The organism is Inquilinus limosus DSM 16000, assembly GCF_000423185.1.
Lineage (GTDB): Bacteria > Pseudomonadota > Alphaproteobacteria > DSM-16000 > Inquilinaceae > Inquilinus > Inquilinus limosus.
The window spans coordinates 1-26,271 of the sequence record NZ_AUHM01000049.1; the positions used below are offsets into that span (position 1 = coordinate 1).

Consider the following 26,271-nt stretch of genomic DNA (forward strand, 5'->3'; position numbering starts at 1 on the left):
TTCGGCGTCACGCAGCAGCGATGATCATCAAGCGCCTCATCTGTGCCGCGCTCCTCCTGGCGTGTTCAGCGGCGGCCGCCCACCAGGACGCGCCCTCGGCCGCAAGTCCGGCCAGGTGGCTCGCCGAATCCCGGTTCGTCGTCTCGTCGCTGGAAACCGGCCCGGTCGGCTATCTCGAAGCATGGGGCGGCTCGGAATTCGGCTACGCCTACACCTACGCGATCTCGGGCGCGCCCGCCGGCGTGACCGTGGATGCCGACACCGGCATGCTGTCGATCGGGACGCCGCTCGCCGTCGGCACCCATGGTTTCAGGACATCCGTGCGGAATCGAGGGGACACCTCGAGGGTCGCGGAGTTCCCGGTCACACTCGAGGTGGTGGCCGGGGCCGCCGCCAATCGCACCAGGGGCGCCGTTCTTCACAGGGACTATGTGGTCGATTCCGGCGAGTACGGCATGCCGGCCGGTTCCGACTACACCGAAGTCCTGATGAAGATTCGACGCGCCATCGTTCTCGACCAGAAGGCGGTGGGCGACGGCAATCTGCGGGCGACGATCATCTTTCAGGGCGGTCGCCAGTACGACTATGCGAACAATCGCTGGACCTTCGGCATCCAGTACCTCGAGATCCGGAGCGACACCCCGGGCGTCCGCGCGAAGCTACGCAACAGCGCGCCAAACAGCCCTTACCACATCGCCTCGGCCATTTTGCAGCTGGGGCGGCAATATTTCCAATGCGTCAGCCCTGCTGGCGATTGGATCTGCGAGCAGCCGAGATCAATCGGCTACAAGATCGATACGACCGCCATCGGCGATCAGGCTGTGATGCTGAAGAATGCGAGCGACGCCCGCAATCTCACAATCGGCCGCTACGTGATGGTCGGTTCCTATGACCAGCAGATGCGTGGCTTCCCTCCCAATATCCGTTATTTCGAATACGCCAGGGTGGCGTCGATCAGCGGCAGGAGGGTCGTCCTGGATCGGCCTCTTCGGCACAGGCACAAGGACAATTACTGGGAGACCCTCCAGAATCCGAACTCCCTCGGCGGCGCTCGCATCTATGCGATCGATCGTGACGACCAGCGCCTGACTTTGCGAGCTCACATCAAGGATATCGAGTTCCTGGTCAATCCGAACACAGGTCCGCCCGGAAATAAGCTTTGGGCGTCTGCCCTGGATATGACCTTCGAGAACTGCATCATCCCTGAGTTCATTCCGACGCAGGCTCGCTTCGCTCGGGTCGCCGGTGGATCGGTGCAGGACGGCGAACTGGACAAGCTGGTCGGCATGGTCGTGTTCGACGGCACCACCACCGCGGGCCTGAACGAAGGGACCGGCGTGGACTATCTGCTGTTCAAGAACTCCACCGTGACCAGCGGCTACGGGATCGCGCCGCGCCAGCTGCGCGTCATCGATTCAACCCTCCGCGGCGTCGAGCACGCGCCGCTTGCGTTCAAGGGCTCGTGGACGACGCAGCAGGTGGATGTCAGCGGCAGCGCGCTTGTCGGCACCGGGCCGGTCTTCGCCGAATGGCCGCCCGAAAACCTGACCATCGGCCGTGACGGCGTGAGCTGGGACGGCCGACGGCTGACGGTCGCCGCACTGTCCTCCTCGTCCGATGGGAAGATCTGGGGCCGCGCCGCCTGGGAAGGCGCGATCGTCTACGCCGACGCGGTGCGGTCGCCGAACTGGGGCATCATCACCGACATCACCGGCGAGGGCGATTCCATGTATTTCGACATCGACTGGAAAGCCGGCCCTGGCCCGACGGCGGGGACCCGGCTCTTCGTGCCGAGGCTGCACGACGTGGCCGTCAGGGCCTCGCACGCCACACCGGGGCTGTCATGGAACGATACCGATGCCGGCCGTCAGCTCACGCCCGGCGGCAACCGGCCATTTCCGGAGGGTTATCCAGCGGACCTGTCGGGCTTCTAGCGAGCCTGGCCGGGCCGAATTGCGCATTATGGAAACAGTGTTCCTATTCAGCGGCGTTCCGAGTGCCGCCCCCCGAGAGTCCGGCCGCCTCTCTTTCCGTTCGTCGGCCGGAGGAGTCCGCGCAGCATTGCATGCCCGATTTCAGCAACACGCCGCAGTCCTTCGCCCCTTAACGAGTAGCTGCTGCGATCACTGGCCGGGCGTCGCCGACAATCGGCGCCCGGCAGGTGGACAGTGGAGATATCAAGATGATGATCAGAGAGCTCGCAAGCAGTGGGACACAGTTGCCGATGGGCTTCCAGCGGCGTGAGAAGCAAGCCGCAATGGAAATATCGGTCCCGCTGACCGGGACAGAGCAATTATATTACAGAACAGATGAGAAACCCCACCAAATAAGCGATGACTTGCGAGCTTTGCACGTGGCCCATGACGAACTCGACGAAACGGCCATCTATTCGTACCTGCAGTTCGGCGCGGTCGTTCCTCCTCTCAGCCCTTGGAAAGCAATTCGCCGGTTTATCCCCGGGACAACCGCGACGATCTCCAACACCGGCATACAAACGCTTCCCAGGCAACCCTCGCTGAGGCCTTTGCCCAAAGCCTCTCCCTCGCCGGATATCGAGCAGCAGATCTCGACGGTCGTGGCTGCGCTTGATCGCTGTCTGCTCCAGCACTGCGCGGGGCGCCCGGTCACGATTCTGTTCAGCGGCGGGGTCGATTCAGGCCTCCTCGCAGCCAGAGCGTCTGCACTTGGGCTGAAGAACGTCACCCTGGTCAACTACTGCTTCGGCCCGAACGATCCGGAGTCGATGCTGGCGGAGCAGATGGCCCGGCATCTCGGGCTGAAGTTCGTGCGGATCGTGGAGGACACCGGCGGCTCCGATGTCGCCGATGTGCTGCAGCATGCCGGCCGCTATTACCGGACTCTGTTCGGTGATCACTCGGCAGCTCCGACATGCGCGATGATCCGGGCGATCATTCCACGGTGCGAGCCCGGCGGCGTCGTTCTTGAAGGGACGGGGGCAGATTCAGGCTTTGGGGAATTCGGCAGGGCAATGCAATGGCAGCGGGTCTATTCGCTACCGGCCTGGGGCCGGAAACTCGGCGCCGCTGCATATCGGACAACACGGGCCTGGGGGAGAGTAAGCAAACTCGAGTACTATTTGAGGATTCTCCGCCGTGCCGATCAGTTACCGCATCCGTTTTCTGCAGTTGCTGAAAACGCGCTGCGCGGCATTGCCTATCATCCATCGAAGGACATCATCAGCGCCATCGAAGAGCATTTGCTTCAGTGGCTGCCCCACATGTCTCCGCCTGATCCTCGCTTGCAGCTGGCGGCGTTCGATCTCTCGCTGGGCTGTGCCTCGATCACAGCGCAGAAGTCGCGATCGCTGTTCGACGGGACGTCGCTGGATGTTGTGTACCCATACCTTCTGCCGGATATGATTGATGTGGCGTTCGCGTCGGTCGACTGGCCCGGATCTGGGACGGAGGTGAAGCGGGTCTTGAAGGCGGCGCTGGCGCGACACGTGCCAGCCGCGATGGTCTATCGGGCCAAGAGCGGATTTGTGGCCTCGATGCCCGACAAGTTCGGGCACAAGGCATTTCTGACGGCGTTTGACAAATTGCTGGAACCACGGTCGCCGCTGGGTCGCTTTCTCGATCGAAAGTTCCTTCTCGGCATCAGGCCGAAGCTGGCAGCGAAGCGGAAGTTGCCGCCGCAGACTGAATATTTCCTGTGGTGCGCCGTGTTCGGCAACGAGTGGATCGAGCAGGTTTCGAGACGCAGCCTGAACTCCTGATCGCCCGGGGCGCCGGCGCCGTCATCGCACCGCATCTCGTCCGGCAGCTCTGACCGGGAGCCGCGCAGCGGCGGGCCGGCGCATGCAGCCGATCGTCATGCTCCTAACCATTGCGCCCGAAATCATCCGGCCGTGCGGCCCTGCCCGCGGCGCCCGGTGTCGCATTCGGCGAACACCTGGCCTCGGGACGGGGTGGCATGTTCAATCGGGGTGGTGTCGGGCCATGCCGGAATCGCGGCGATCGCTTCGCCGCGGCGACACACCGCCAGGGAAGCGATCCCGATGCCGGACCCGGTGCTTCAGGCCTGACGCTCGCGCAGCGTCCGGATGACGTTCTTCAGCGGTGTCGGCAGATAGGTCCGGAGGCCGGGCCTCAGCCCCGACGGGAGGCGCCATCCGCCGAGGTCGAGCGAGGGCGCGATGGCAGGCTGCGAGTATCGCAGGCTGTCGATCAGGTCGCGATAGCGCTGCGCCATGAGGCCGATGCCGAAGTGGTCGCGCGCCTTCCGGCTCCCTCTGGCCGCCATCTCCGCGCGACCGGCCGCGTCTTCGGCGAGCCGGATGATCGCCCGGGCTGCCGACCGCGTATCGCCGACGGGAAAGAGAAACCCGTTCACGCCGTGCTCGACCGACAGGTCTGTGACGCCCTGTATGTGAGACGCGACCGGCACGCAGCCCGCGGCCATGGCCTCGACCAGCGTCAACCCCAACCCCTCGAACCGGGAAGGCATCAGGAGCACATCGTGCTCCGCCAGGAGCTTGCCGACGAGGCTCGGCGCCACCGCACCGCGGAACTGGAGACGGCTTCCGAGACTTGTGCATCGTGCCTTCAGCCGGGCGAGATCGGGCCCATCGCCAGCCACCGTGAGGGTGATGGCGGGAGGCAGCTCGCGGAAGATCCGCGGCAGCCAGAGCACGCCTTTGGCCTGGTCCTCGACCCGCCCGAGATAGAGCACCCGCAGGCCTTTCGATGGTCGCACGGCCCGCGCCACTGCCAATCCAGCGGTATCGATCCCGTTCGGGATGGCGACCGTCCAGTCGCGATCGAAGCCGTAGCGGCGGACGAGATCGGCCTGAATCCGCGGCGAGACCCCGACCGTCGCATGGACGTGGTCGCGGATCGCCCTGGCCGCCGCATAGGTCCCCGGCGTGATGTTGTGGACGATCATGATCCGGAGGACACGTGGATCGAGATAGCGGACGGCATTGGTCTGGACGGGGTCGGCAAGCACGTTCACGAACACGCCGTCGAAGCCATCCTCGACGGCCGTCACCACGGCCCGCGTGCGCGCATGGTCATCGTCATCGGGCCGGCCGACCGTGCCGCCGTGATCCCGTTCCGTGCGGAACATCGGGCTGTCCGCCGCAGTATGGGCATTCGGGCCGCAGCCCAGCCAGCGGAGCTCGATGCCGGCTCCGGCGAGGCCGGCGCGCAAGTGCCGGAACACCGAATAGGTCCCGCCGATATGGGGATAGCCGAAATACGCGAGCTTCATCCGGACGCTCCTGCGGGATTCACATACGCGTGGTGGCCGTCGGCCGAAGCGGCCGTGCCCGGCGGACCGAGATCCAGACGAAGCAGCAATGGACCGTGACCGGGAGCAGCAGTCCGATGGTGAGCAGCTGATCGGAGATCGCCATGACGGTTCCGATATAGGCGATGGCGCCGAACAGGATGGAGAGGCCGACGATCACGCCGGTCGCCGTGGCATGCGTGAGCCCCCGTTCCAGGAGCAGGTGATGCAGATGCCAGCGATCGGGGGAGAAGGGGCTCCGGCCGGCGTGCAGCCGTCGGACCATCAGGCTGAGCGTGTCGACCACGGGAATGATGCAGACCCAGAGGAGGACGGGAAACGGGATGCTCGCCTGCGGCCCCGAGGACAGATCCACGATGAAATAGGCGATCGCGGCGCCCAGCATCGTGCTGCCGGCATCGCCCATGAACACGAGCGCCCGCGGCCGCCACCGATGCCGCATGTTGAAGGTGAGGAAGCCGAGGACGACGGCCAGCAGCACGAACAGCTGCGCGATCGCCGCGCTACGCCCGAGGAAGGATGCCATCAGCGCCAGCCAGAACAGCGCGGAGGCGGCGGTCCCGCCGGCAAGGCCGTCGAGCCCGTCGATCATGTTGAAGGCGTTGGTCAGCCCGACCAGGAACAGGACCGTGACGCAGAAGACGAGGACCGACACGATCGGATCCGCGGCCACGGCCTGCGCGTCCAGAAAGGCGCTGCCGAAATTGCCGATCATGTGCCCGCCGAGGGCGAGCATCGCGATCGACGCCAGCGCCTGTGCCAGCAGCCGCCACAACGGACGCAGATTGATGCGGTCGTCGACCGCGCCGACGGCGACGAGGATCGCCAGACCGCCGATGAACGACCAGGGGGCCCGCCAGGTCGGTTCGAGCACGCATGTCCCGATGACATAGGCGGCGAACATCGCCAGCCCGCCGCAGACCGGAACCACCCCTTCATGCGCCTTGCGTGCCGTCGGGTGGTCGAGCAGCCCCAATCGGGGGGCGATCCGCTGCATCCAGACGACCAGAACCACCGCAAGGAGAAAGCCGTTCAACAGATGGGCGGCAAGGTTCGGCATCGCGCCCCCTTTCGTGAATCGTAGTCTTCGTGGAGCGCCTGAAAAGCGCATAAAGGCCAATGAAACGGCGACCCGAAGCCCGCCTCGAATAACTCTAGGCGTCGGCCCTGCTATGTTCGATTTGGACAAACTGGTGGCCCGCTCTATCCGGAAGGTGAATCCCGATAGACGGATGCAGGCTTTGGGCGCAGGGAACGACAAAGCCCTTGGGCCGGTGGGTCGGATTTGACCCACGACCATTTCGCGCCCGCTGCGGGCCCTCCCCTTCTGCTGGAGCCCGGCGAGCGTGTCCCTGACCGATGCGGAGAATTTCTTCAACGCCGCGGGCCGCAACCCGGCGCTGACACGGCCTCGCTCTCAGAATGCGATGACGCCGTATCGAAGGGAATACCATGCGATCTTCGTATATTCCTTCAGGACCATGAGGCCGCCGTCCTCGCGGATCATCTGGCGGTACGACTCGCTGCGCTCGACCGGCGCCGACATCCACTCCAGCTGCGGCAAGACCTGCCGAAAGCAGGCGAGGGCCCGACGGGTGTGGAACCAGCTCGTGACCAGGACGGCGCGTCGTGCGCCCATCGCCGTCAGCATGGGAGCCGAGAAGACGGCGTTCTCCCATGTGTTCTGGGAGGCGCATTCAACCTGGATCACATTCCGCGGCACGCCCCGGTCCACCATGTGGCTTCGGATGCTCTCGCAATCACCGACGCCCGTCACGAGAACCCTCGGCGCGACTCCCTGCCGGTAGAGGGCGGCTGCATGCCGGGCCCGGCTCGGTCCGTTGCCGCCGAGGACGACGATGACATCGGCCGGCTCGAGGGAGGTGCGGACGAGCAGCAGCGGTTCGGCCGCCTTGAAGGCCGCGGCGAAGGCAACACCGCTGGTGAGCGAGATCAGCATGATCACCGCGCAAATCCGGCGGATCCTGGTGCTTCGTGGTTTCATCACCACAGCGTCCCCGCGGACGGATCTCGCTCCTGTCGACATCAGCCGATCACACCCTTGGGCAGGACGAAGGCCTCGGCATAGCGCCCCGGCGCACGGCACTCCATGCCCCGCAGGCGGGCCAGCCCCCGGAAGGTCTCGGCATCGAACCAGTCCTTGGACCGCTGCGAGCCGAAATGGGCGAGCAGAAGCTCGATCTTGCGCTCGAGGACATCGGAGTCGAGAGGCACGTAGAGGTTCGGCCGGCCGAGATCGCCGTCCCATTTCGGGATCTCGTATTCGAGGATGAGATGGTCGCGGAAGGCATTCCAGGTGAGCCGGCAGGTCTCCTGATGATCCTGGTGCGCGTCGGTCCGGCGATGGGTCAGGATGACATCCGGGCGGCTGCGGCTCCTCAGGTCGGAGAACCAGGCCTTGATCTCGCCGCCCTGGTACGGAAAGAAGCTGTCCCTGAAATCGGCGAGCTCGACCACGGAGCTCGCCGCACCGGCGAGGAAGGCGACGGCCGAGGCCTCCGCCTCCGCCGCGCGCGGGCCGGCGGCGCTGAGCACGCACCAGTGGACATGGAGCCGGATCCCGGCCGCGATCCATGACAGAAGCGTGCCCCCTGCCCCGATCTCGATGTCGTCGGAATGCGCCCCGAGGCAGAGCACGGACAGGCTTTCGCCCGGCCGCGCGAGACCCAGTGCCCTCATCAGGCCAGCACCAGGGTCTTGGACTTCTCCTTGGACAGGAACGGTGCGCGCCAGGGCATCTTGCCCTGCTCGACCATATCCTCGAGGGCCTGCCGGTCCTTCAGCGTGTCCATGGAGCGCCAGAATCCCTCATGCTTATAGGCCATGAGCTGGTTCGCCTCGATCAGCCGCCGGAACGGCTCCAGCACGAGCTCCTCGCCTTCGCGCATGTAGTCGAAGATCTCGCGCCGGAACAGGAAGTATCCGCCATTGATCCAGATGTCGGACGAATCGGAGCTGCGGAAGTCCTGCACCTCGCCGTTCCCGTCGATATCCGCCAGGTGATAGGTCAGGGGCGGTCGTACGGCCATGAAGCAGGCGATCTTTCCGCTCTTCTTGAAGCGGTCGATCATGTCGTCGAGATCGCAGTTGGTCAGCCCGTCGCTGTAATTGGCCAGGAAGATCTCCTCGTCCCGCACATGATCCCGCACTGCCCACAGCCGTTCGCCGATATTGCGCCAGATCCCGGTGTCGATCAGGGTGACCCGCCAGTCCTTGTCCGGCTCGCTCAGCAGCTCCACATGGGTGCCGAAGCCCGAAACGACGCAGTCGGCAAAATTCTGCGGCCGGTAGCTGAGAAAGAACTCCTTGACGACGTTGGCCTTATAGCCCAGGCAAAGAATGAAGTCGGCGTGCCCATATTGCCGATAATACTGCATCAGGTGCCATAGGATCGGCTGATGTCCGATCGGGATCATCGGTTTCGGGATACTCTCTGAATATTCCCGAATTCGGGTGCCCAAGCCACCGCAGAAGAGAACCACTTTCATTCTTACAATTCCTTCGGATCGATGACCGTCACCTCGGGGATCGGGACGATGAATTTCGCGCCCCATTCGGCGACGTGACGCATCTGCTGGACGATCTCGTCCTTCAGATTCCACGGCAGGATCAGGATGTAGTCGGGCCTGGCCGCGTCGATCGCGTCCACCGGATGGATGGGGATGCGCATGCCCGGCGTGAAGTGGCCCTGCTTGTAAGGGTTCCGGTCGACCGTGAAATCCAGGAAGTCGGGACCGATGCCGCAATAGTTCAGCAGCGTGTTGCCCTTGCCCGGCGCCCCGTATCCGCAGATGGTCTTGCCCGCGTTCTTGGCCTCGATCAGGAAGGACAGCAGCCGCCGCTTCGTACGCCGGACCTGCTCGGCGAAGGAGGCATAGGTCGCGATATCGTGGAAGCCCAGATGCCGTTCGCGGGCGAGAAGGTCGGGGACGCTCCCCGCGGTCGGCCGGGCCGAGCCGGCATGGGCCAGATACACCCGCAAGGACCCGCCATGGGTCGGAAGCTCCTCCACATCGATCAGCCTCAGCCCGTGCCTGGCCGCCAGCCGCTCGATCGTGACCAGCGAGAAGTAGGAGAAGTGCTCGTGATAGATCGTGTCGAACTGGTTTTCCGCCATCAGCCGCTCGAGATGCGGGAATTCCAGCGTGATGACGCCCTCCGGCTTCAGCAGCCGGGCCAGGCCCGACACGAAGTCGTTGAGCTGGGGGACCTGGGCCAGCACGTTGTTGCCGACGATCAGATCGGCCTGCTTTCCAGCCGCCGCGAGCTTGCCGGCCAGCTCGAAGCCGAAGAAGTCGACCCAGGTGGGAATGCCCTTGTCGATCGCCACCTTGGCGACGTTGGCCGCCGGCTCGACCCCCAGGACCGGGACGCCGAGCGGCAGGAAGTGCTGCAGCAGATAGCCGTCATTGCTCGCGATCTCGACGACCAGGCTGCCCGCCCCGAGCCCGAGCCGCTGCTGGATCATCTCGCAATAGGCCTTGGCATGCGCGACCCAGCTCGTCGAGTAGGACGAGAAATAGGCGTATTCTCGGAAGATGTTCTCCGGGCTGACATATTCCCGGAGCTGGACGAGGAAGCAGTCCCCGCACACCAGCACATGGAGCGGAAAATGCGGCTCCATCTCGTCGAGCTGCTCGGGCGCGATAACGGTCTGGCAAAGCGGCGAGGAGCCGAGATCGACGAACACATGTTCGAGATGGCTGCCGCACAGGCGGCAGCGGGCGGCAGCAGGAAGCCCTGCCTCATGCGGGGCTTCGACAATCTCGCGTGATGTATCGATCAGCTGAACATTCATCCCCGATCTCCATAGGCGCCGCTGCGCCTTTCCGGTGCCGAGCGACCGCCGGGACGACAGCCGCAAACTGAGGCCAGACCCGCCTCATCAGATCTTCAAGTTTGGTCCATGTCCGGTTCTCTACAAATTGCGGCCCGGCGCAGTCGGCGCTCAGATGAAAGCCTAGCAACGAAACAGGCTCGAACGATCGCACCATTAAGATTGAGTTACTATGTATCGGTGCAGGTAACCGGGATTAATTATTCGCTTCGACACTATTCTCTCAAGTATGCATTCGGATCGAGCCGCTACCACGAAATGAGTAGGAAAAAGAAACGGGCCGCATCGCATCGGAGGCGCCCGCCCCGGCTCGCGGGCCATGATCAGCCGGGATGAATCGGCGGCTCCGGCCGCCCGGCACCAGCGGGCTGGCGGCGGCGCAGGGCGGTGCGCAACGCAGCTCCCGCCTGCGCCCTGTTGGCTGCGGTCAGGCCGAACATCCATAGGCCGGCGAGGCACACGCATCCTGCGACCGCGGTGCCGGCCAGCAGGCGGTCGAGGGCGCTGGGCAGTGCGGCCCCGCTCGCGACCGCCATCGTCGCGAAATAGGTCGCCAGGGAGATCGGCACCAACGGCAGAAGACAGGTCCGAACATAGGTCCCGATGGAGAGCTGCAACCGCTGCAGACCATCGCGCAGGACGATCCAGCTGGTGGTCAGCGCCTGGGCCAGCAGCGTGGCCAGAGGCGCGCCGAGCAAACCCACATACTGCACGAGCGCCCAGGACAGGACGAGATTCAGCCCCCCCGCCACAAGGAAGGGGACGGCATAGACCTCGTTCTCGGTCGCCCGGGAAAAGGTGAGGATCGCGTTCTGCTGCACGCAGAACAGGAACATGGCGCCGAGGGCCGTCAGCACGCCGTAGCCCGCGAAATGCTCGGGTCCGATCCAGACGCTGATGAGATCCCGGCCCACGACCAGGAGCGTTGCCACGCCGCAGGCCATCAGGATCAGGGTCATGCGGAGGCTGCGCAGCACGATGTCGTGAATTTTCTCCAGCGAGCCGCTGTGCCAAAGCTGGCTGACATAGACGCTGGAGGTCTGCCCCAGAGCCAGGGCCAGGATCGCGAGATTGTGGAGGAGCGCGTAGACGGCATAGTAGGCCGGCACCTGGGTCGTATCGACATAGAGCGCGATGAAATACTGGTCGGTCTTGAAGAGCAGGGCGAAGCCGACGGCCGTGAGCCATGACCGGATCGAAGGCGCCATCATGCTGCGCATGAGGGTCCGGTCCCAGCGGCCAGGGTTGGAGAACAGCTGCGGCTGCCGGCGCCGGACATAGAGGCGGGTCGCCAGGCGCACCGTGACGCCGCTGATCGCCGAAACGATCGCGAGCCCGAGAAGGCCGCCGCCGGCCAACGCCACCGCCATCTGCGTCAGCAGGGCCGCGACTCCGACCACGGTGACGATGATCGTTCCCGCGGCCACATACCCGAGGCCAGTCGCCAGGGCCGTCCAGAGGCCGGACCACGTCGTGGTGGCATAACCGACGCACAGAAGGGTCCAGGCGATCCAGGCCGTGGTCGGCGACACCTCCCGCAGATCCAGCTGCCAAAGATACAGGCTGCCCAGCACGAAGGTGAGGACGAACACGCCGATGGACACGAAGCGGAACGCGATCCTGCCGGACGCCAGCAGATCCGCGAGATCGCGCCGCGCCTCCTCGTCCAGCGGCTGGCCAGGCCCGGCCCGGCCCTTGCCCGCTGCAAAGGCGATCCGCCGCGTGATGGTGGGCGTAAAGCCGGCCTCCGTGAGAATGCCGAGGAAGATCGTGCTCTGGCCGAGAACGAGCCAGAGCCCGAGCTCCTCCTGGTTCATGGCATGGAACAGGATCGGGAGAATGAGGAGGTTGAGCCCGATCCGGATCACTTGGCTGAGCCATGAGGCCGAGACGGCCAGGGCGATCTTTCGGCCGATCACGGACATCCTCCGAGTGAAGCTGGCGAAGCGCCGGTTGAAGCCGCGCGGCACGGGACGGCGGCTCCCGCCGCGCCGCAGCGCACCGGATCGACCTGTCTGCGGCCGATGTCAGACCTGCCCATGGTTTACACGCACCGGATCTCGGGCTCGCACCCCTGGGTCCGCAGCATCCTGCGGATCTCGTCGCGGTAGACGGGATTCATGATCACCACCAGGTCAGGCGGGATCGTCGACAACTCGTCGGGAGACACGATCTCGTGGCCTGTCGTCGGCAGGTAGCGGCCGTGACGGAACGGATTGATGTCCACCACCGAAGCCACCTCGCCATCGAGGCCGAGGGTGGTCAGGAAGGCAACCGCCTTCGATCCTGATCCCCACAGCACAGTCCTCCTGCCTCCCGCGGCCATGTCCTTCAGGTACCGGCGCCAAGTGGTGATGGCGGTCCCCACATTCTGCCGGAACTCCTCGATCCCCTGCTGAATCTCCGCCACTGCATCGGCGCGGGCGGAGATCGGCATCCGCGTGCTCGCCGGCCGGGCCTCGATCATCAGATACTGGTCATCGTAGTCGGTCCAAACGCGATCGACGGCGAAGCCCGACCGTTCGAACAGATTCGACAGGCTCTGAGCCGTGAAATAGGAGCAATGCTCGTAGTAGATGTCCCAGAACGCCACGTCCTGCAGGACGCGCCTGGCGTTGGGGACCTGGAAGAAGACGCGCGTATCCGCCTGCCCGTCGAGGGCCCGGCGGATCATGCCGATGAAGCGGCCGACATCCGGGATGTGCTCGAGCGTCATCTTGCAGCACAGGAAGTCGCACGACACCGGGCCGGTCTGTTCGTCGAAGAACTCGCGGATGAACCGGGCGCGCCCGCCGGTTGCGGCGGCATCGAGGCGGCCCGGCACGAAGCTCGGATCGTAGCCGACCCCGTCATTGTCCCCGAGCCGGCACAGCAGGGCGAGGAACTCCCCCTTGCCGCAGCCGATCTCGACCACGCGCTTGCCGTGCAGATCGTGCCGGGCGATCAGGTCGCGGGCGAGGCGTTCGTGAAAGGCGTTGAAGGTCGGGGAGAAGCCCTGCGTCTCCTCATACGCATCCGAATAGACCGTGCGCGATGCTTCCCAGGCCGCGTTGAAGATGAAGCCGCAATCCGGGCAGCAGGACAGCCGCAGGGGAGCGACCGGGAAGTCGCGCGCGGCCTCACGGTCGCTGATCAGCAGGCAGCTGTTGGTCGGGATCGCGGGCAGGTCGTAGAACGAGGCGCCCACCCTGCCCCCGCAGCTGGGGCAGGCGGAATCGAGGGGCATGGTCATTTCCCTTGGAACCTCCCGCGCGTTTCGGGTGATCCGCATGCGTACGGGCCTCCGTGGCGCGCTCTCATCAGAGGAGTATGGTCTGGAGCGCCGACTGGACGGCCGGCGGGGATGCCATCCCGAGGCCGACCATGGCCAGCGCCCATCGCTTCCAGGGGGCATCGCCTCTTCGCCAGAGATCGTTGAGCAGAAGGCTTTCCGGCAGGGTGTCCATGCATTGCCAGAAGGACTGGTGCCGATAGGCCATCAATTCGCCGTCGGCCGCCAGCTCCGTCAACGGCTCTCGTTCCCATTGGATCGTGTCCCCGGCGATGTATTCGAATATTTCGGGGTTCAGGACGAAGTATCCGCCGTTGACCCATTCGTCCGGATTCACGGCCTTCTCCTGGAAGGCGACGATGCGATGGCCGTCGAGCGCGAGACGGCCGAACCTCGCTTGCGGATGGATCGCCGTCAGCGTCGCCAGCCGGCCATGCGAGGTGTGGAAGGCGAGCAGCCGGTCGAGATCGACATCGGCGAGCCCGTCGCAATAGGTCAGCATGAACGGCTCGGAGCCGAGATAGGGGGCGAGCCGCTTGACCCGGCCGCCCGACAGCGTCTCGAGGCCTGTGTCGATCAGCTCGACGGTCCAGCTCGGCTCCGCCTTGGGATAGACCACCGTCCGCGGGCCGTCCGCGATGACCGGGCCGGAGCCCGCCGCTTCGAAATAGGTCCTGATCGACTGTGCCTGATATCCGAGCGCGACGACGAAATGCGAAAATCCGAAGGAGCTGTAGTATTTCATGATGTGCCAGATGATCGGATCGTCTCCGATCCGGACCATGGCCTTCGACTTGGTCCCGGTCTCCTCCGCAAGCCGGGATCCCTTGCCACCGGCGAGAATGGCGACCTTCATTTCGGCACCTCGGGACCGGATCCGACCCCTGCCGCTCCGAAATCAGGAACCCTCCGGGCCTGCAGCCAGCGCTTGACCCGCCGCCCCGCCATCAGGATCCGGGGATCGGCCGCGGTGACCGGCTCGATGATCAGCCGCGAGAGCGTATATCCCGTGAGGACATGGCGCAGGAGCGCGAGGTAAAGTCCGTAGCGATCCCCCCGATTCGAGACGTGCTTGCGGATCGCCCTCAGAGTGTTCGCCTGAATCAGCCAGGTGGGGCAGAGATCGATCAGGCGGGCGCGATCGCTGTTGTTCCACCACCGCCAGGTCGCCGTTCGGTCGACCAGGACCGCACGGGCGAAACGTTCGGGATGCTCCCGGTTCAGGAAGAGCGGTTCGGGCACCAGGACGAAGCGCCCCAGCAGGCCCAGCTCGATGCAGAGGACCACATCGGAACAGGAATACGGGGCGAGCAGGCTTGTCCTGGCCAGGACGTCCCGTCGGATCAGGCCGAAAGCCTCCCAGCAGCGGCGGGGGTGCTTGACCAGGACGGCGAACCGCTCCGACACGAGCGGGGAGCATGCCCGCTGGACGTCGTTGTCATGGACGGACAGGATCGCGCCCTTCGTGTCGATGATGCCGACGAGCGGTTGGGCCAGGATCGCGTCGGGCTCCCGGTCGAGCGCGGCGACGCAACGCTCGAGATACGTCGGCGCCAGCACGTCGTCATGGGCGAGCCACCGGAAGTACTCCCCCGTTGCGAGCTCGAAGGTTCGGCCGAAATTGGCGCTCGCGCCCAGATTCCGAGGATTGCGGTGGTATCGGATGCGGGGATCCGCATCGGCGTAGCGCCGGCAGATCTCCTCGGTCCGGTCCGTCGATCCATTGTCGCAGATGACGAGCTCGAAATCTGCATAGGTCTGAGCCAAAACTGAATTGATGGCCTCGGCGATATAGTTCTCACCGTTGTAGACCGGCAATCCGATCGAAACTCGATGTCTGCTCATGATTATGGCAACCTCTTTCGCATTCGGCTTTTGGGGCCGAAACTGGAATCAGCGGCTCACCTCCACTGCCCATTCTTAGAACAGGTGTTTTTTCGTTATGCAAAACAGACATCAAATTGACCAATACCAATCTGCAATTTTATTTTTGTTATAGTAACAAAAGACATCAAAACACAGCAGTAATACTAGTTGAATCCCAAATCCTGATTCACTCGGAAATTGGGAGGACCCATACCTCCGAAGAGGCAACCGGATCAGTCATACGGTTGATGCAGGAGGTCGGTCGAAGCCGATCTTCACCACCACGCCGCACCCGGATCCTGTCCCGGCCCGTCCAGACTGCCCCTTGCGGTAATGAAGTCGTCACTCGGCAGCGTAGGCTTCCAGGCTCTGCGCATCCGCTCGGGCCACATGGCGAAGATCCTCGTTGAGGATCCCTTCGGTCATGAGCTTCCGGATATGGCTGATCCGCTGGTAGCGCGGCCCCTCGAACTCCTCGAGCGTCAGGCGCGAGCAGCGATAGGCGGCATGGAGCTGCTCGGCCCCCTTGCGCACATCCCATTGCGGCCTGAACGCGGGCAGAACCCGGGCGATCTTCTCGAAGCTGACCCGGTACGACCGCTTGTCGGGGCCGGCATCGGGCGCGACTTCGAGACGGCAGCCGGGAACGACCTCCGCCACCACCGCGGCGATGTCCCGGATGCGGTAGTTGTGGTCCGTGCATCCGACATTGAAGGCCTGGTTGAACACCGCCTCGACCGGCGCCTCCAGGCCGGCGATGAACGCGCGCGCGATGTCCTGGATGTGGACGATCGGCCGCCAGGGCGTGCCGTCGGACTTCAGATAGATCAGCCCCTTCGTCACCGCCCAGGCGACGAGGTTGTTGAGGACGATGTCGAAGCGCACGCGGGGCGACAGCCCGTAGGCCGTGGCGGGACGGAAATAGATCGGGCAGAAGTCGTCGTCGGCCAGGCGGGAGATGTCGCGCTCCGCCCACACCTTCGATCGCCCGTAGGCCGTCACCGGGTTGAGCGCCCCGGTCTCATCGACCATCTCGTCGCCGGCCAGGCCGTAATTGCTGCAGGACGAGGCGAACAGGAAGCGCCTGACGCCGGCCGACTTGGCCGCCTGGGCGACGTGCACGCTGCCGCGGTGGTTGATGCTGTAGGTGAGATCCGGATTGAGGTCGCCCAACGGGTCGTTCGAAAGGGCGGCCAAGTGAATCACGGCCTCGTGGCCTTCCAGGTCGCCCGGCGTGATGTCTCGAATATCCTTGCGGATATTGGGGACGTCCGCGATGTCGCCGCCGGCGTCGTAGGTGCAGCGTCGATAGAGATCGCTATCGCATCCGGTCACGCTGTGACCTGCCTGGAGCAGCATCGGGACCATCACCGTGCCGATATAGCCCCGATGGCCAGTAACCAGAACTCTCATCCGGTGTTCCTCTTTGCTTTGCGGAGACGGACGGACAGCTTCGCCTTGCGGGCATGGCGCCGGCCTGCCGGTGCTCATCAGAGGCTATGTCATTGGGCGATCGCCTTCCGAGAGGTCCAATCGGAGGGAGCATCGCGGCGATCGTCCGTGTTGCCGCCATCGGATTGAATGGGCTTTTCGACGAATACCCGAGGGGCCTTGCACGGTTGGCGAAGGCATGTACCGCTTCCATATGATGCGCATCCGGCGTCGTGCGGCCGGGCGGGCAGAGCCGGACCGCTGTCGCCCGGCATCACGAGATCGGCACGGGCCGTCGGGGACATCCGGGACGATTCCATGGGGAGCGGGTCCACACCGTGGCGGGGCTGGACAAAGGCGACATCGGGCGGGAAGCGCGGTTGCGGCCCTGCCGGCCGGGTGCCCGGCGGGCAGGGCGGGGAATGGCTAGCCGCGACCGGTCGCCGCCGGGGCCCGGGCGGGCGGAACGGTGAGGATCTGGCCCGGATAGATCAGGTCCGGATCGCGGATCTGGACGCGGTTGGCCTGGTATATGACGGTGAAAAGGACCCCCTGCCCATAGGCGCCGCGCGCAATCCGCCACAGGTTGTTGCCCGGCTGGACGACGATCCGCCCTTCGGCCACGGCGATATCGGCCGGCGCGGCACGCTGGAACGGCGTCTCGGTCCGGTCGGTCACCCGGCCTTCGACGTCCAGCTGATCGGCCCGCAGACGGTAGGTGCCGGGGGCGATCGGACGGCTGGCGGGAATCCGGAAGATGCCCGCCGTGTCGATCCAGCCTTCGCCGATCGGACTATTGTCGAGATAGAGCCGAACGAGGCTGCCGACCGCCCCATGCCCGCTGATGATCACGGCCCCCTCTTCGTCGTAGTCGATGACGTCGATGGACAGGCCGGGCAGCGTCGCGGCGGCCTCGTCCGGCGCCTGCAGGATGGTGGACGCGCCTCCGGCCTTCGGCATCAGGATGACGACCGGCTTGCCGTCGCCGCCCTGGTCCGAGCCCGCCGCACCCTTGCCGCGCTGAGGCACGACGACAAGCGCGACATCGGCCGATACGGTCGTGTGGCCGTCACGCGTGGCGCTGAGCGAGAGCTGATGATCGCCCGGCGCGATCGGCACCTCCGAGACGAAGACCCAGTCGCCGTTCGCATCCGCATCGACCGACCCGATCGCCACCTCGCCGTCGAACAGAGTGATCCGGGCCCCGGCCGGACCCCGCCCGGCAATGACCTGGTATCCCCCCGAATTGATCCGGATCGCGTCGAAGCGCAGCTGGTCCCCCTGCCCGGCATTCAGGCCCTGCCCGGCATCGTCACCACCGATGGCGGAGGCCGATGCCTCGTCCGCGGGGGTGAGCGAAGCCGTCTGACGATCGATGCCCGGCGGTCGCGGCGACGCCGGCGAGGACAGCTCGACCGGCTGCGGTCCCGACGACCCGCTCAACTCCATGTATATGATCGACGATGACGCCGGAAAGAGTGCGAGCGCTGCGCCGTAGATCAGAAGTCCTCGATTCACCTTGGATCTGCCCAGCTGAGGTGTCGCTACAGCGGCCCGGCCATGCATGGCTCTGCAACGGGCCCAAGAAGGAAAGCCCAGCCGCCCGCTCTTTTATTTTCCTGTTCTTCTGGAGCCGCCTATTGTCAGGCCAAATCAAGATCACCAGCCCCGCCAAAGATTAAAGCAGACTATTTTCGGACGCGAGTACCTCTTTTGTAGAGGTTATTGAAATGACAGAGCCGCTGATTGGCCGGTCTTGCAGGCGAAAGATCCGCGGGCCAGCGACGGCGGCATCTCCGACAGCTCGGCGACGATCGCGACCAATAGAGCCGCTCGACGAAACAGCGGAAGGCACTTTCAGGGGGTTTCAATCGACCTCATATGATTTTATGCGAAAGCTGTTCCGACTCCAGCATATGACTCGCATTCGCGCCGCTATGGACTCTCAGCCGGTAAGGGAGTCTGTCATCCTGTAAGATTCCGTTCCGACGTGTTATACTTCCCATAGCTGTGACGCGATCGCCGGAAGCCGAACCTGTCCTGGCCACATCATTGAATGAGTGCCACACCACTTTGATATCGATGATTTCAACTTGAGACGAAGCATATGACAGCTCAGGTGCTGATCGTCGACGATACGGAAGCAAATGCTCATATATTGAGCGTGGTCGCCCAGGATCAATATTATGCCGTCTTGATGGCATCGAGCGGCGCCGAGGCGATCACGCTTGCGCAGGACTGGCAGCCCGACGTCATCGTCCTCGATGTGATGATGCCGGAACTGGACGGTTACGAGACCTGCAGTCGCCTGAAGGCGGATGAACGGACCCTGCATATCCCGGTTGTCATGGTCACCGCGCTCGACGGCGCCGCCGAGAAGCTGCGCGGCCTCGAATGCGGCGCCGACGATTTCCTGACCCGGCCGATCGACACGGAGACCTTCCTCGCGAGGATCAAGGGCCTCGTCCGCCTCAAGCAGCTTTTCGACGAATGGAGGGCGCGGCACGAGACGACGCGGGCTCTGGGCCTTGCGCCCGAGCCGATCGGCAGGGTCGAGGTGAACGGGACACGAGCCCTGATCGTCGATGATTGGGACCTCGGCGCGGCGAGCGTCGAAAGAGCCCTGAACGAAGACGGCGTCCAGGCCGTACGGGCTTCCAACGAGGAGGAAGCCATCGCCGTCAGCGCGTGCCAGGAGCTCAGCCTGATCGTCATCAATCTCTCGATGAGGGGCTTTGAACCCCTGCGCCTGGCCTCGCGGCTGCGGGCCAATGTGGTCAGCCGGGACATCCCGCTTCTCCTGATCGCCGAGCCCGATCATCGGGATCTTGTCCTCCGCGGCTTCGACCTGGGCGTGAACGACTGGATTTCCCGGCCGTTCAACCCGAGCGAGTTCAAGGTCCGGGCCCGCAACCAGATCCGGAGGAAGCTGTACCAGGATCGGCTGCGAAGCGCGTTCGACGGGGCGTTGAGGATGGCGCTGACCGATCCGCTGACCGGTCTCTACAACCGCCGCTACTTCATGCGGCATCTGGAAGGCGTGCTGACGGCGAAGCAGACCGCGCATGTCGCCCTGCTGATGATCGACGTCGACAGCTTCAAGATCGTCAACGACCGGTTCGGCCATCAGGCCGGCGACGTCGCGCTCACGCTGCTGGGCGAGAGGCTGCGCCTCGAGGCTCGGGCCGTGGATCTCGTGGCCCGTCTGGGCGGCGAGGAGTTCGCCGTCGTCATCACCGGCGTCAGCTTCGACGAGGTCGCCGCCATAGCGGAGCGGATCCGGGCCAAGCTGGCGGCGCAGGAATTCAACCCGGCGGGTGGAAGCGCGTTCCCGCTGACCGTCAGCATCGGCGCGGCGGTGGCACCGGTCTGCGACATCGACCTGGACGAGCTGATGCGGGCGGCCGACCGCGCGCTGTACCTCGCCAAGGCGCGGGGCCGGAACCGTGTCGAAGTCACGCTTCTGCAAGGCCAGGACGGTCGGGCGGCCCTGAGCGGCTGATCGGACCGCGCCGCATCGGCCCATGGCTGGGACCGGGCCTGGCAACCCTCTGACTCGGCCGCCCGATCGCCCGCCTCGAACCTCGGCACGGATGTCGTCTTGGTCCAAAGACCACGCTGCAACCGGCGTGCGGATGCCCATCTATTGACGGGCGATACTGTTGCTTTCACGGCTCGCGAGCATCAGGCAGTCTTTTTAGGTAATTCGCATCCTTTGAGACGGCTTTCATTCCTCTCGGAGTCATGACGAATTACGCCGTGCCGATGCGGAAGGAGCGTTTCATGTCCACTATTGTCGCCGAAATTGGGGATGCCGGTGCGCGCGCGGCGGCGCTCACCGCACGACGTGATCCGCGCGCCGAAATGGCTGCGCGACTGCCCGCCATTGTCCAGCCGTTCCTATCCTGGCTGACCGCCCGGCCCGCGCCGGAAGAGGCCGAGGTCGCACGCTCGCCGATGCATTTCGTGTATCAGGCATGCCTCCTGGTCGCGGCCGGCCTGTCGCTCGGCGTGCTGTCGGCTGCCGCTCCGACGGCCCCCGGCGTCGCTCTGCTCCTCGCCTCCCTGACGCTCACGACCTCCGGTCTTGGACTGTTCCAGGTGGTGGTGTTCCATCATTGCGGCCATGGAACCGTGTTCGGCACCTGGGAGCGCAACCGCGCCGCGGGCCGGCTGATCTCCGCCGTCTTTCTGTTCAAGCATTTCGACCACTATCGAAAGGAGCACATGCACCACCACAGCGCCCGCAAGCTGCTGACGGAGGAGGACGAATTCGCCGATTTCGTCCTCGGCATGTGCCGTCTCGAGCCGGCGCTGCCGAAGCGTGAGCTGTGGCGGCGCGTGCTGGTCAACGTCGTCTTCTCGCCCGGCTTCCACGTCCGGTTCCTGCTTCGCCGCATGCGCGCTGCCATGCGCTCGCACGACCGGCAGCACAATGCCGTGGCGATCGCCGCCCTGGCGCTTCCGGCGCTGGCTTCGGCGCTCACCGGCCAGTTCATCACCTATCTCCTGATCTGGTTCCTGCCGCTGAGCCTGTTGCTGCAATGGGCGACGATCGGCCGGATCCTCTGCGAGCACCGGTTTCCCGAGCCGGCGCTCATCGCCGCGCGCGACAAGGAATTCGTCTGCCTGGCGACCGCCGGGGTGTTTCCGGGCGCGCCCCTGCCTCGGGAGTCGGCCTGGTCGCCGGCCGGCCTCGCCGCCTGGGGCGGCTGGTGGCTGAACATGCTCACGGTCCAGCTCCTGGTCCGCGTCATCGTCCTGGTTGGGGACGCGCCCTGCCACGACTTCCACCATCGCCGCCCGTCGACCAAGCAGTGGACGGACTACATTCACGCCCGGCAGAAGGACGTGGATGCGGGCTGCCCCGGCTTTCCCAGGAACTACGGCGAAACCTGGGGGCTGTTCCGTGCCATCGACGAGAACCTCGCAACCTTGTCGGCGACCCCCAGGGGCATCGTGCCGATGTGGCCCCACTAGGGCCGGATCAGCGCCCGGCCTGCGGACCGTCGGCCCGGCCCGGGCTGGCGAGGGCGGCCGGGAACACGATGCAGACGGTCGTCCCGCTGCCCGGCTCGCTCATGATCGCGAGAGAACCGCCATGGGCTTCGACAAGGCCCTTCGTGATCGGCAGGCCCAGCCCGGTGCCCGCCGTTTTGCGCGTCAGCGCGTTTTCGAGCTGACGGAACGGTTCCATCGCGATCGCGATGTCCTCCGGCCGCATTCCGATCCCGGTGTCCCGGACCAGGAGCCGGGTCGCCTTGTCCGCTCCGATCTCGACATCGACGGTGACCTGGCCGCCCTGCGGCGTGAACTTGATCGCATTGCCGATCAGGTTGTCGAGGATCTGGCGGAAGCGGACCGAATCGACGAGGAGGCCGAAGGCGGGGTCGATCGCCGACATCGACAGCGCGACGCCCCGGTCCTCCGCCATGCCCTGCGCCGCCCGGACGGCGGCGCCCACCGCAAGCTCCAGGCGGATCCATTCGGGCTGGACGGTGAGATGCCCCCGGGCGATGCCCGAATAGTCCAGAATGTCGTTGATGAGGTGCAGCAGGTGGCGGCCCGAGCCGGCGATCTCGGCCGCATAGGCGACGGACCGCTCCACGGTCAGGGCCGAAGGCCGCTGCGACGACAGGATGTCGGCCAGGCCGATGATGGCGTTCAGCGGCGTCCGCAGCTCGTGGCTGAGGGTCGCGAGGAAGGCGGCCTTCGCCTCGTCGGCCTGCTCCGCCGCGTGCATCGCGAGCCGCAGCTCCTGCTCCGCCTGCTTGCGGGCCAGCACGTCGATATAGACCGAGAGACCTCCCTCGATGAGCTCCTGGTCTCCGGCTTCGAAAGCCCGGCTCACATTCGCTTCGGACCGGTTGCCGATCATCAGGGCGTGGCCGGTCGTGCGGTCGTAGGCCCAGAGGACATAGGGCAGCTGCAGGATGCCCGTGAGCTCGTAGGCCGGCGGTTCGATCCTGGACTGAGCGGTGGTGAAGAAGAAGCCCGGAACGCTCGGCAGCGTGATGGGCGCGGCCGTCCTCTCCCGCAGCCCGATGGCGTGCGTCACACGAAAGATCCGGCTTCCGCGGGTTTCCTCGACCAGAAGCGCCGCTCGGTCGCACATCGCATTGTCGACGACGATCTCCAGGATCCGATCGCCGAGATCATCCGGGCCGATCACCGTGTCGGCGAGTCGGTGGGCTTCACGGATCAGCTTGGCCAGGGTCCGGCTGCGCCGCGCCTCTCGGAAGGCTTGGCTCTGCTCCTCCTGCAACCGCAGCAGCCGTGAGCCGAGATCGTTGCACTCGCGCTGGTAATAGGCGAGCTCCCGCTCCAACTGGCCGGGCGACACGCCGGCAGCCCTTTGCGGATCGCCGCTCATCGTGCCGAGAGCACCGTCAGCAGACCGGTCCAGTCGAGGGGCCGGCTGTAGCCGTCGAAGGGCGCGACCTCGACGCCGGAGTAGAAGCCGAGGAACGGGATCGAGGGGTCGAGGCCGTCCGCCACCAGCCGGGCCTCCTCGACCGCGGCGCCGCTGCGGGCGCTGGCGCGGCCGGCACAGTCGATATAGAGCGCCAGGAAGGGCTGCCTGCCCTGCTGCGCCCGGTTGATGGCGCCGATCCCGTTGCGAACGCTGTCGAGCATCAGCGCGTTGTCGCGGGACATGATCTGAACCCGCGTGCCGAGGCGGAAGTCCTTCTCGAACAGGGTGATCGAGCCGCTGCCACGGTTGGCCCGCAGGATCAGCCGGTTGACATAGCTGTTCTCGTCATAGGCGGCATAGGGGTCTCCCTGCTTCTCTCCCAGGGTGGCGATCAGCGACAGGTTGTGTGACGAGGTGTCGCCCAGCGTCACGCCGAGCATCTGCTCGATCACCTCCAGCGCCGGCCGGCCGTCGAGCTCGAACACCTCCGCCCCTTCGATGCGCGTGATCTCCATGAAGGTGCTGACCGGACGACAGCCGTGCAGGATGACGGTCTCATCCTTGAGGCCGGGTGGAAAGACGAGCGCGACGGCCGCGTGCTTGACGACCGACGTGCCGTCGAGCACCCAGGCATCGGACAGATTCATGTCGGTCAGGGTTCCCCCGCCGATCAGCCGGATCCTGTGGCCACCGAGGCCCGAATGGAGCCCGTCGACCAGATCGCTCGCCGGATGGAGCCGAAGCGGCGATAGGCTGGCGACGCTGTCGTAGAACATCAGCACGACGGAGTCCGGCTCAGCGGTCTCAGCCAACCTCCGTCCGAGCGAAAGGCCGGCGGCGTGCTCATCCTGGAGCAGGTCCCGATTGACCACGACCTTCGGCAGGAAGTCGTCCTCTCCGAAAGCGACGAGCCCGACCTCCAATCCGCTGTAGCCGAGGCCGTCCCGCCAGATGATGCCGGCCGCCGATCCGCCGACAATCGGGACCGCGTCACCGAAGGTCGTCCTGAGCGCCTTGACGATGTCGGAACCATCGTGCTTTCCGCCGCAGAAAACCAGCAACAGGCGCGGGATGATGTCCCCCAGCGTCGCCCGACACTGCTCGATCGCTGCCGCAGCCGAGACGCTTCTTCCATGACCAATCGCGACCATTCTGCTCCCCGGGGGACCATCGGCACCTGACGAGGCGCCTGCGGACTATTCATTCAGCGGCAGGTCGTTCGCCTTGTCCATCGCTCACTGCACCGGCACGCGCCAGAGATCCCTGCTCGGCGCCGCCGCCTTCTGCTCCGGCACCGCGACCAGAAACCCCTGCAGCCGTTCGCAGCCGAGATCCCGCAGGATCCGGAATTGGGTGACATCCTCCACGCCTTCGGCCGTCACGCAGACGCCCAGCTCCCTGGCGAGCTGCAGAATGGCACGGACGATCGCGACGGCCCGCCGATTGGATGGAAGGTCTGCCACGAGACACTGGTCGATCTTCAGCCCGTCAAATGGAAAGCGGCGGAGCGTATCGAGGGAAGCCCAGCCGGTGCCGAAGTCATCGAGCACAAGTCGAACGCCCAGATTCCTCAACTGCTCGAATACTCCACCAATCTCCTTCGATGTCTCGAGCCGCACCGATTCCGTGATTTCGAGCTCCAGCCGTGCGGGGGCCAGCCGGGCGGCCGCAAGCACTGCCGCCACCATGGAGGGAAATGCGGAAGACCGGATATGTGCTGCGGAGATGTTGACCGCCACCTGCGCAGCCCAAGGCCAGGAAGCCGCCTGCCGGCAGGCATCCTGGAGCGCCCATTCGCCGAAATGAGTGATGAGCCCGGAAGCCTCGGCAACCGGAATGAAGATGCTGGGGGCGATCTCGCCATAGGCCGGATGCCGCCAGCGCATCAACGCCTCGAAGCCCCGCAAGGCGCCGTCAGAGACGGCCACAATCGGCTGGAATGCAAGAAAAAACTGCCGATCCTGGCGGGCGGTCAGGAGATCCGCCTTTCCCGGCAATCCTTGTTTCCACCCGCGGCGAAAGCGAAGAATGGGCTATCTCCTGGCGCCTGGGCACTTGCCAATAGGTTCCCCGTGCATCGAGGCGCATCCAATGTCCGAGCGGCGCAGAGGGCATCCGGAACGATACAAGAATGGGAAAATTTTAGGATAGCTGAGCTTGATTGGGAAGGAATAATTGAACGCTCTGCCCGCGCCGCACCCGCTTCAGGGCGGGGCAAAGCGACTTGGTCCTGTCCGCGAGCGAGGCGGAAACTTCCCCCGTGTTTGACAGCAACGAACCACCAGGCAACGAGTACACTGCAACCAGTTAATCTACAATCGACGATTGATTTCTAAATTGCGCGAATTTTCAAATCGGCAATGTATCATGTGATTGGAAGCATATCCCTTTGGAGTACTTGTATTCAGACCGGGATCCGGAAACCATCACCTCTCAGAGGTGCGTGCCTATGGCGTGACCGAGTCCCTTTTCATGCGGGCGGCGTCGACGCCCGGGCTGGCGATGTCGACCCAAGGATGCGGCAGCGTTGACGATGACACGAATTGGACGGTTCGGGCTCTCCACCGCGGTGCTGTCCGCCCTGCTGACGCTGGGCGCCACCCCGGCCTCGGCCCAGTCGATGATGGAGGCGCTGGCCTCGGCCTACGCCACCAACCCGGACCTCGCCGCCGACATCGCCCAGCTGAAGGCGACCAACGAGGGCATCGCCCAGGCGCTGTCGGGCTACCGGCCGCAGGTCACCGCCAACGCCAGCATCTCCAGCGAGTTCAGCAACACCACCGCCGACTTCGCCCAACGGGGAGAGCCCCTTCAGACCGGCGGATCGCAGGGCAACTGGCACGAGGTCAACCCGGCCTCGCTCGGCATCACCATCACGCAGAACATCTATGACGGCGGCCAGACCCCGGCGGCGGTGAACCAGGCCGAGAACACGATCATGGCCACCCGGGCGGTGGTCCAGACGACGGAGCAGACGGTGCTGCTGGACGCGGCGACCGCCTATGCCGACGTGGTCCAGGCCCAGGCGGCGCTGGACGTGCAGCGCAACAACGAGGCGGTGCTGCGCCGGCAGCTGCAGGCGACCCAGGACCGGTTCAATGTCGGCGAGGTGACGCGCACCGACGTCAGCCAGGCCGAGGCCAGCCTGGCCAGCGCCGT

21 protein-coding genes are annotated in these 26,271 nt (G+C 65.2%); 6 read left to right on the forward strand and 15 right to left on the reverse strand.

Features of this window, described 5'->3' with window-relative positions:
* Both G537_RS0128630 and G537_RS0128635 read left to right on the forward strand, forming a co-directional pair.
* A partial coding sequence (locus tag G537_RS0128630) for a hypothetical protein (protein ID WP_211230547.1) occupies positions 1 to 1,934 on the forward strand: 1,934 nt, incomplete at its 5' end.
* Positions 1,935 to 2,182: 248 nt separating this feature from the next.
* Positions 2,183 to 3,736 carry an asparagine synthase-related protein gene (locus tag G537_RS0128635; protein WP_026873001.1) on the forward strand — a complete coding sequence of 518 codons (1,554 nt, stop codon included), beginning with the start codon at positions 2,183 to 2,185 and terminating at the stop codon, positions 3,734 to 3,736.
* Positions 3,737 to 4,035: 299 nt separating this feature from the next.
* Here the strand turns inward: G537_RS0128635 and G537_RS0128640 are convergent, their stop codons facing one another.
* The 6 genes from G537_RS0128640 to G537_RS0128665 all read right to left on the reverse strand — a co-directional run bounded on the left by G537_RS0128640 (position 4,036) and on the right by G537_RS0128665 (position 9,982).
* Positions 4,036 to 5,232 carry a glycosyltransferase family 4 protein gene (locus tag G537_RS0128640; protein WP_026873002.1) on the reverse strand — a complete coding sequence of 399 codons (1,197 nt, stop codon included), beginning with the start codon at positions 5,230 to 5,232 and terminating at the stop codon, positions 4,036 to 4,038.
* A gap of 19 nt (positions 5,233 to 5,251) precedes the next feature.
* Positions 5,252 to 6,382 carry an MraY family glycosyltransferase gene (locus G537_RS40445; RefSeq protein ID WP_245579154.1) on the reverse strand — a complete coding sequence of 377 codons (1,131 nt, stop codon included), beginning with the start codon at positions 6,380 to 6,382 and terminating at the stop codon, positions 5,252 to 5,254.
* A 306-nt stretch (positions 6,383 to 6,688) separates the two neighbouring features.
* On the reverse strand, positions 6,689 to 7,231 hold the full coding sequence (locus G537_RS40450; RefSeq protein WP_034853375.1) for a YdcF family protein: 543 nt from the start codon (positions 7,229 to 7,231) through the stop codon (positions 6,689 to 6,691).
* A gap of 86 nt (positions 7,232 to 7,317) precedes the next feature.
* Complete coding sequence (locus tag G537_RS0128655; RefSeq protein WP_026873003.1) at positions 7,318 to 7,971, reverse strand: PIG-L deacetylase family protein; 654 nt, start codon at positions 7,969 to 7,971, stop codon at positions 7,318 to 7,320.
* Positions 7,971 to 8,846 (reverse strand): glucose-1-phosphate cytidylyltransferase, encoded by an 876-nt coding sequence (locus tag G537_RS0128660; RefSeq protein ID WP_211230548.1) that lies wholly within the window; start codon positions 8,844 to 8,846, stop codon positions 7,971 to 7,973. The genes G537_RS0128655 and G537_RS0128660 overlap by 1 nt, the downstream gene beginning before the upstream one ends.
* Complete coding sequence (locus G537_RS0128665) at positions 8,783 to 9,982, reverse strand: class I SAM-dependent methyltransferase (protein WP_245579155.1); 1,200 nt, start codon at positions 9,980 to 9,982, stop codon at positions 8,783 to 8,785. The genes G537_RS0128660 and G537_RS0128665 overlap by 64 nt, the downstream gene beginning before the upstream one ends.
* Between G537_RS0128665 and G537_RS45245 the strand changes: the two genes are divergently transcribed.
* On the forward strand, positions 9,905 to 10,066 hold the full coding sequence (locus G537_RS45245; protein ID WP_245579157.1) for a hypothetical protein: 162 nt from the start codon (positions 9,905 to 9,907) through the stop codon (positions 10,064 to 10,066). The genes G537_RS0128665 and G537_RS45245 overlap by 78 nt on opposite strands.
* A 386-nt stretch (positions 10,067 to 10,452) precedes the next feature.
* On the opposite strand, the gene G537_RS40455 is transcribed toward G537_RS45245, so the two are convergent.
* The 6 genes from G537_RS40455 to G537_RS40470 form a co-directional block, all read right to left on the reverse strand.
* A complete protein-coding gene (locus G537_RS40455) occupies positions 10,453 to 11,997 on the reverse strand; it encodes a lipopolysaccharide biosynthesis protein (RefSeq protein WP_155888823.1) in 1,545 nt (514 codons plus the stop codon).
* A gap of 176 nt (positions 11,998 to 12,173) precedes the next feature.
* Entirely contained in the window at positions 12,174 to 13,400 is a 1,227-nt protein-coding gene (locus G537_RS0128675) for a class I SAM-dependent methyltransferase (RefSeq protein WP_026873006.1), read from the reverse strand.
* A gap of 28 nt (positions 13,401 to 13,428) precedes the next feature.
* Positions 13,429 to 14,256: a sugar phosphate nucleotidyltransferase gene (locus G537_RS40460; protein ID WP_051249259.1), complete on the reverse strand. Its 828-nt coding sequence runs from the start codon at positions 14,254 to 14,256 to the stop codon at positions 13,429 to 13,431.
* Positions 14,253 to 15,245: a glycosyltransferase family 2 protein gene (locus tag G537_RS40465; RefSeq protein ID WP_081689116.1), complete on the reverse strand. Its 993-nt coding sequence runs from the start codon at positions 15,243 to 15,245 to the stop codon at positions 14,253 to 14,255. Before G537_RS40465 ends, G537_RS40460 begins: the two co-directional genes overlap by 4 nt.
* Before the next feature lie 363 nt (positions 15,246 to 15,608).
* Positions 15,609 to 16,757: an NAD-dependent epimerase/dehydratase family protein gene (locus G537_RS0128690; RefSeq protein WP_245579153.1), complete on the reverse strand. Its 1,149-nt coding sequence runs from the start codon at positions 16,755 to 16,757 to the stop codon at positions 15,609 to 15,611.
* A 366-nt stretch (positions 16,758 to 17,123) separates the two neighbouring features.
* Positions 17,124 to 18,263, reverse strand: a complete 1,140-nt coding sequence (locus G537_RS40470) for a LysM peptidoglycan-binding domain-containing protein (protein WP_081689117.1) — start codon at positions 18,261 to 18,263, stop codon at positions 17,124 to 17,126.
* 553 nt (positions 18,264 to 18,816) lie between these two features.
* On the opposite strand from G537_RS40470, the gene G537_RS0128700 reads away from it, so the two are divergent.
* Entirely contained in the window at positions 18,817 to 20,199 is a 1,383-nt protein-coding gene (locus G537_RS0128700) for a diguanylate cyclase (protein ID WP_162146163.1), read from the forward strand.
* Positions 20,200 to 20,441: 242 nt separating this feature from the next.
* Positions 20,442 to 21,677, forward strand: coding sequence for a fatty acid desaturase (locus tag G537_RS0128705; protein WP_081689118.1), 1,236 nt, complete (start codon positions 20,442 to 20,444; stop codon positions 21,675 to 21,677).
* Positions 21,678 to 21,684: 7 nt separating this feature from the next.
* Here the strand turns inward: G537_RS0128705 and G537_RS42490 are convergent, their stop codons facing one another.
* The 3 genes from G537_RS42490 to G537_RS40480 all read right to left on the reverse strand — a co-directional run bounded on the left by G537_RS42490 (position 21,685) and on the right by G537_RS40480 (position 25,109).
* Positions 21,685 to 23,070, reverse strand: coding sequence for a sensor histidine kinase (locus tag G537_RS42490; RefSeq protein WP_081689119.1), 1,386 nt, complete (start codon positions 23,068 to 23,070; stop codon positions 21,685 to 21,687).
* Positions 23,067 to 24,263: an FIST signal transduction protein gene (locus G537_RS0128715; RefSeq protein ID WP_081689120.1), complete on the reverse strand. Its 1,197-nt coding sequence runs from the start codon at positions 24,261 to 24,263 to the stop codon at positions 23,067 to 23,069. The genes G537_RS42490 and G537_RS0128715 overlap by 4 nt, the downstream gene beginning before the upstream one ends.
* 84 nt (positions 24,264 to 24,347) lie before the next feature.
* A complete protein-coding gene (locus tag G537_RS40480) occupies positions 24,348 to 25,109 on the reverse strand; it encodes an EAL domain-containing protein (protein ID WP_051249264.1) in 762 nt (253 codons plus the stop codon).
* 536 nt (positions 25,110 to 25,645) lie between these two features.
* Between G537_RS40480 and G537_RS0128725 the strand changes: the two genes are divergently transcribed.
* On the forward strand, positions 25,646 to 26,271 hold a 626-nt coding region (locus tag G537_RS0128725), incomplete at its 3' end, for a TolC family protein (protein WP_245579156.1).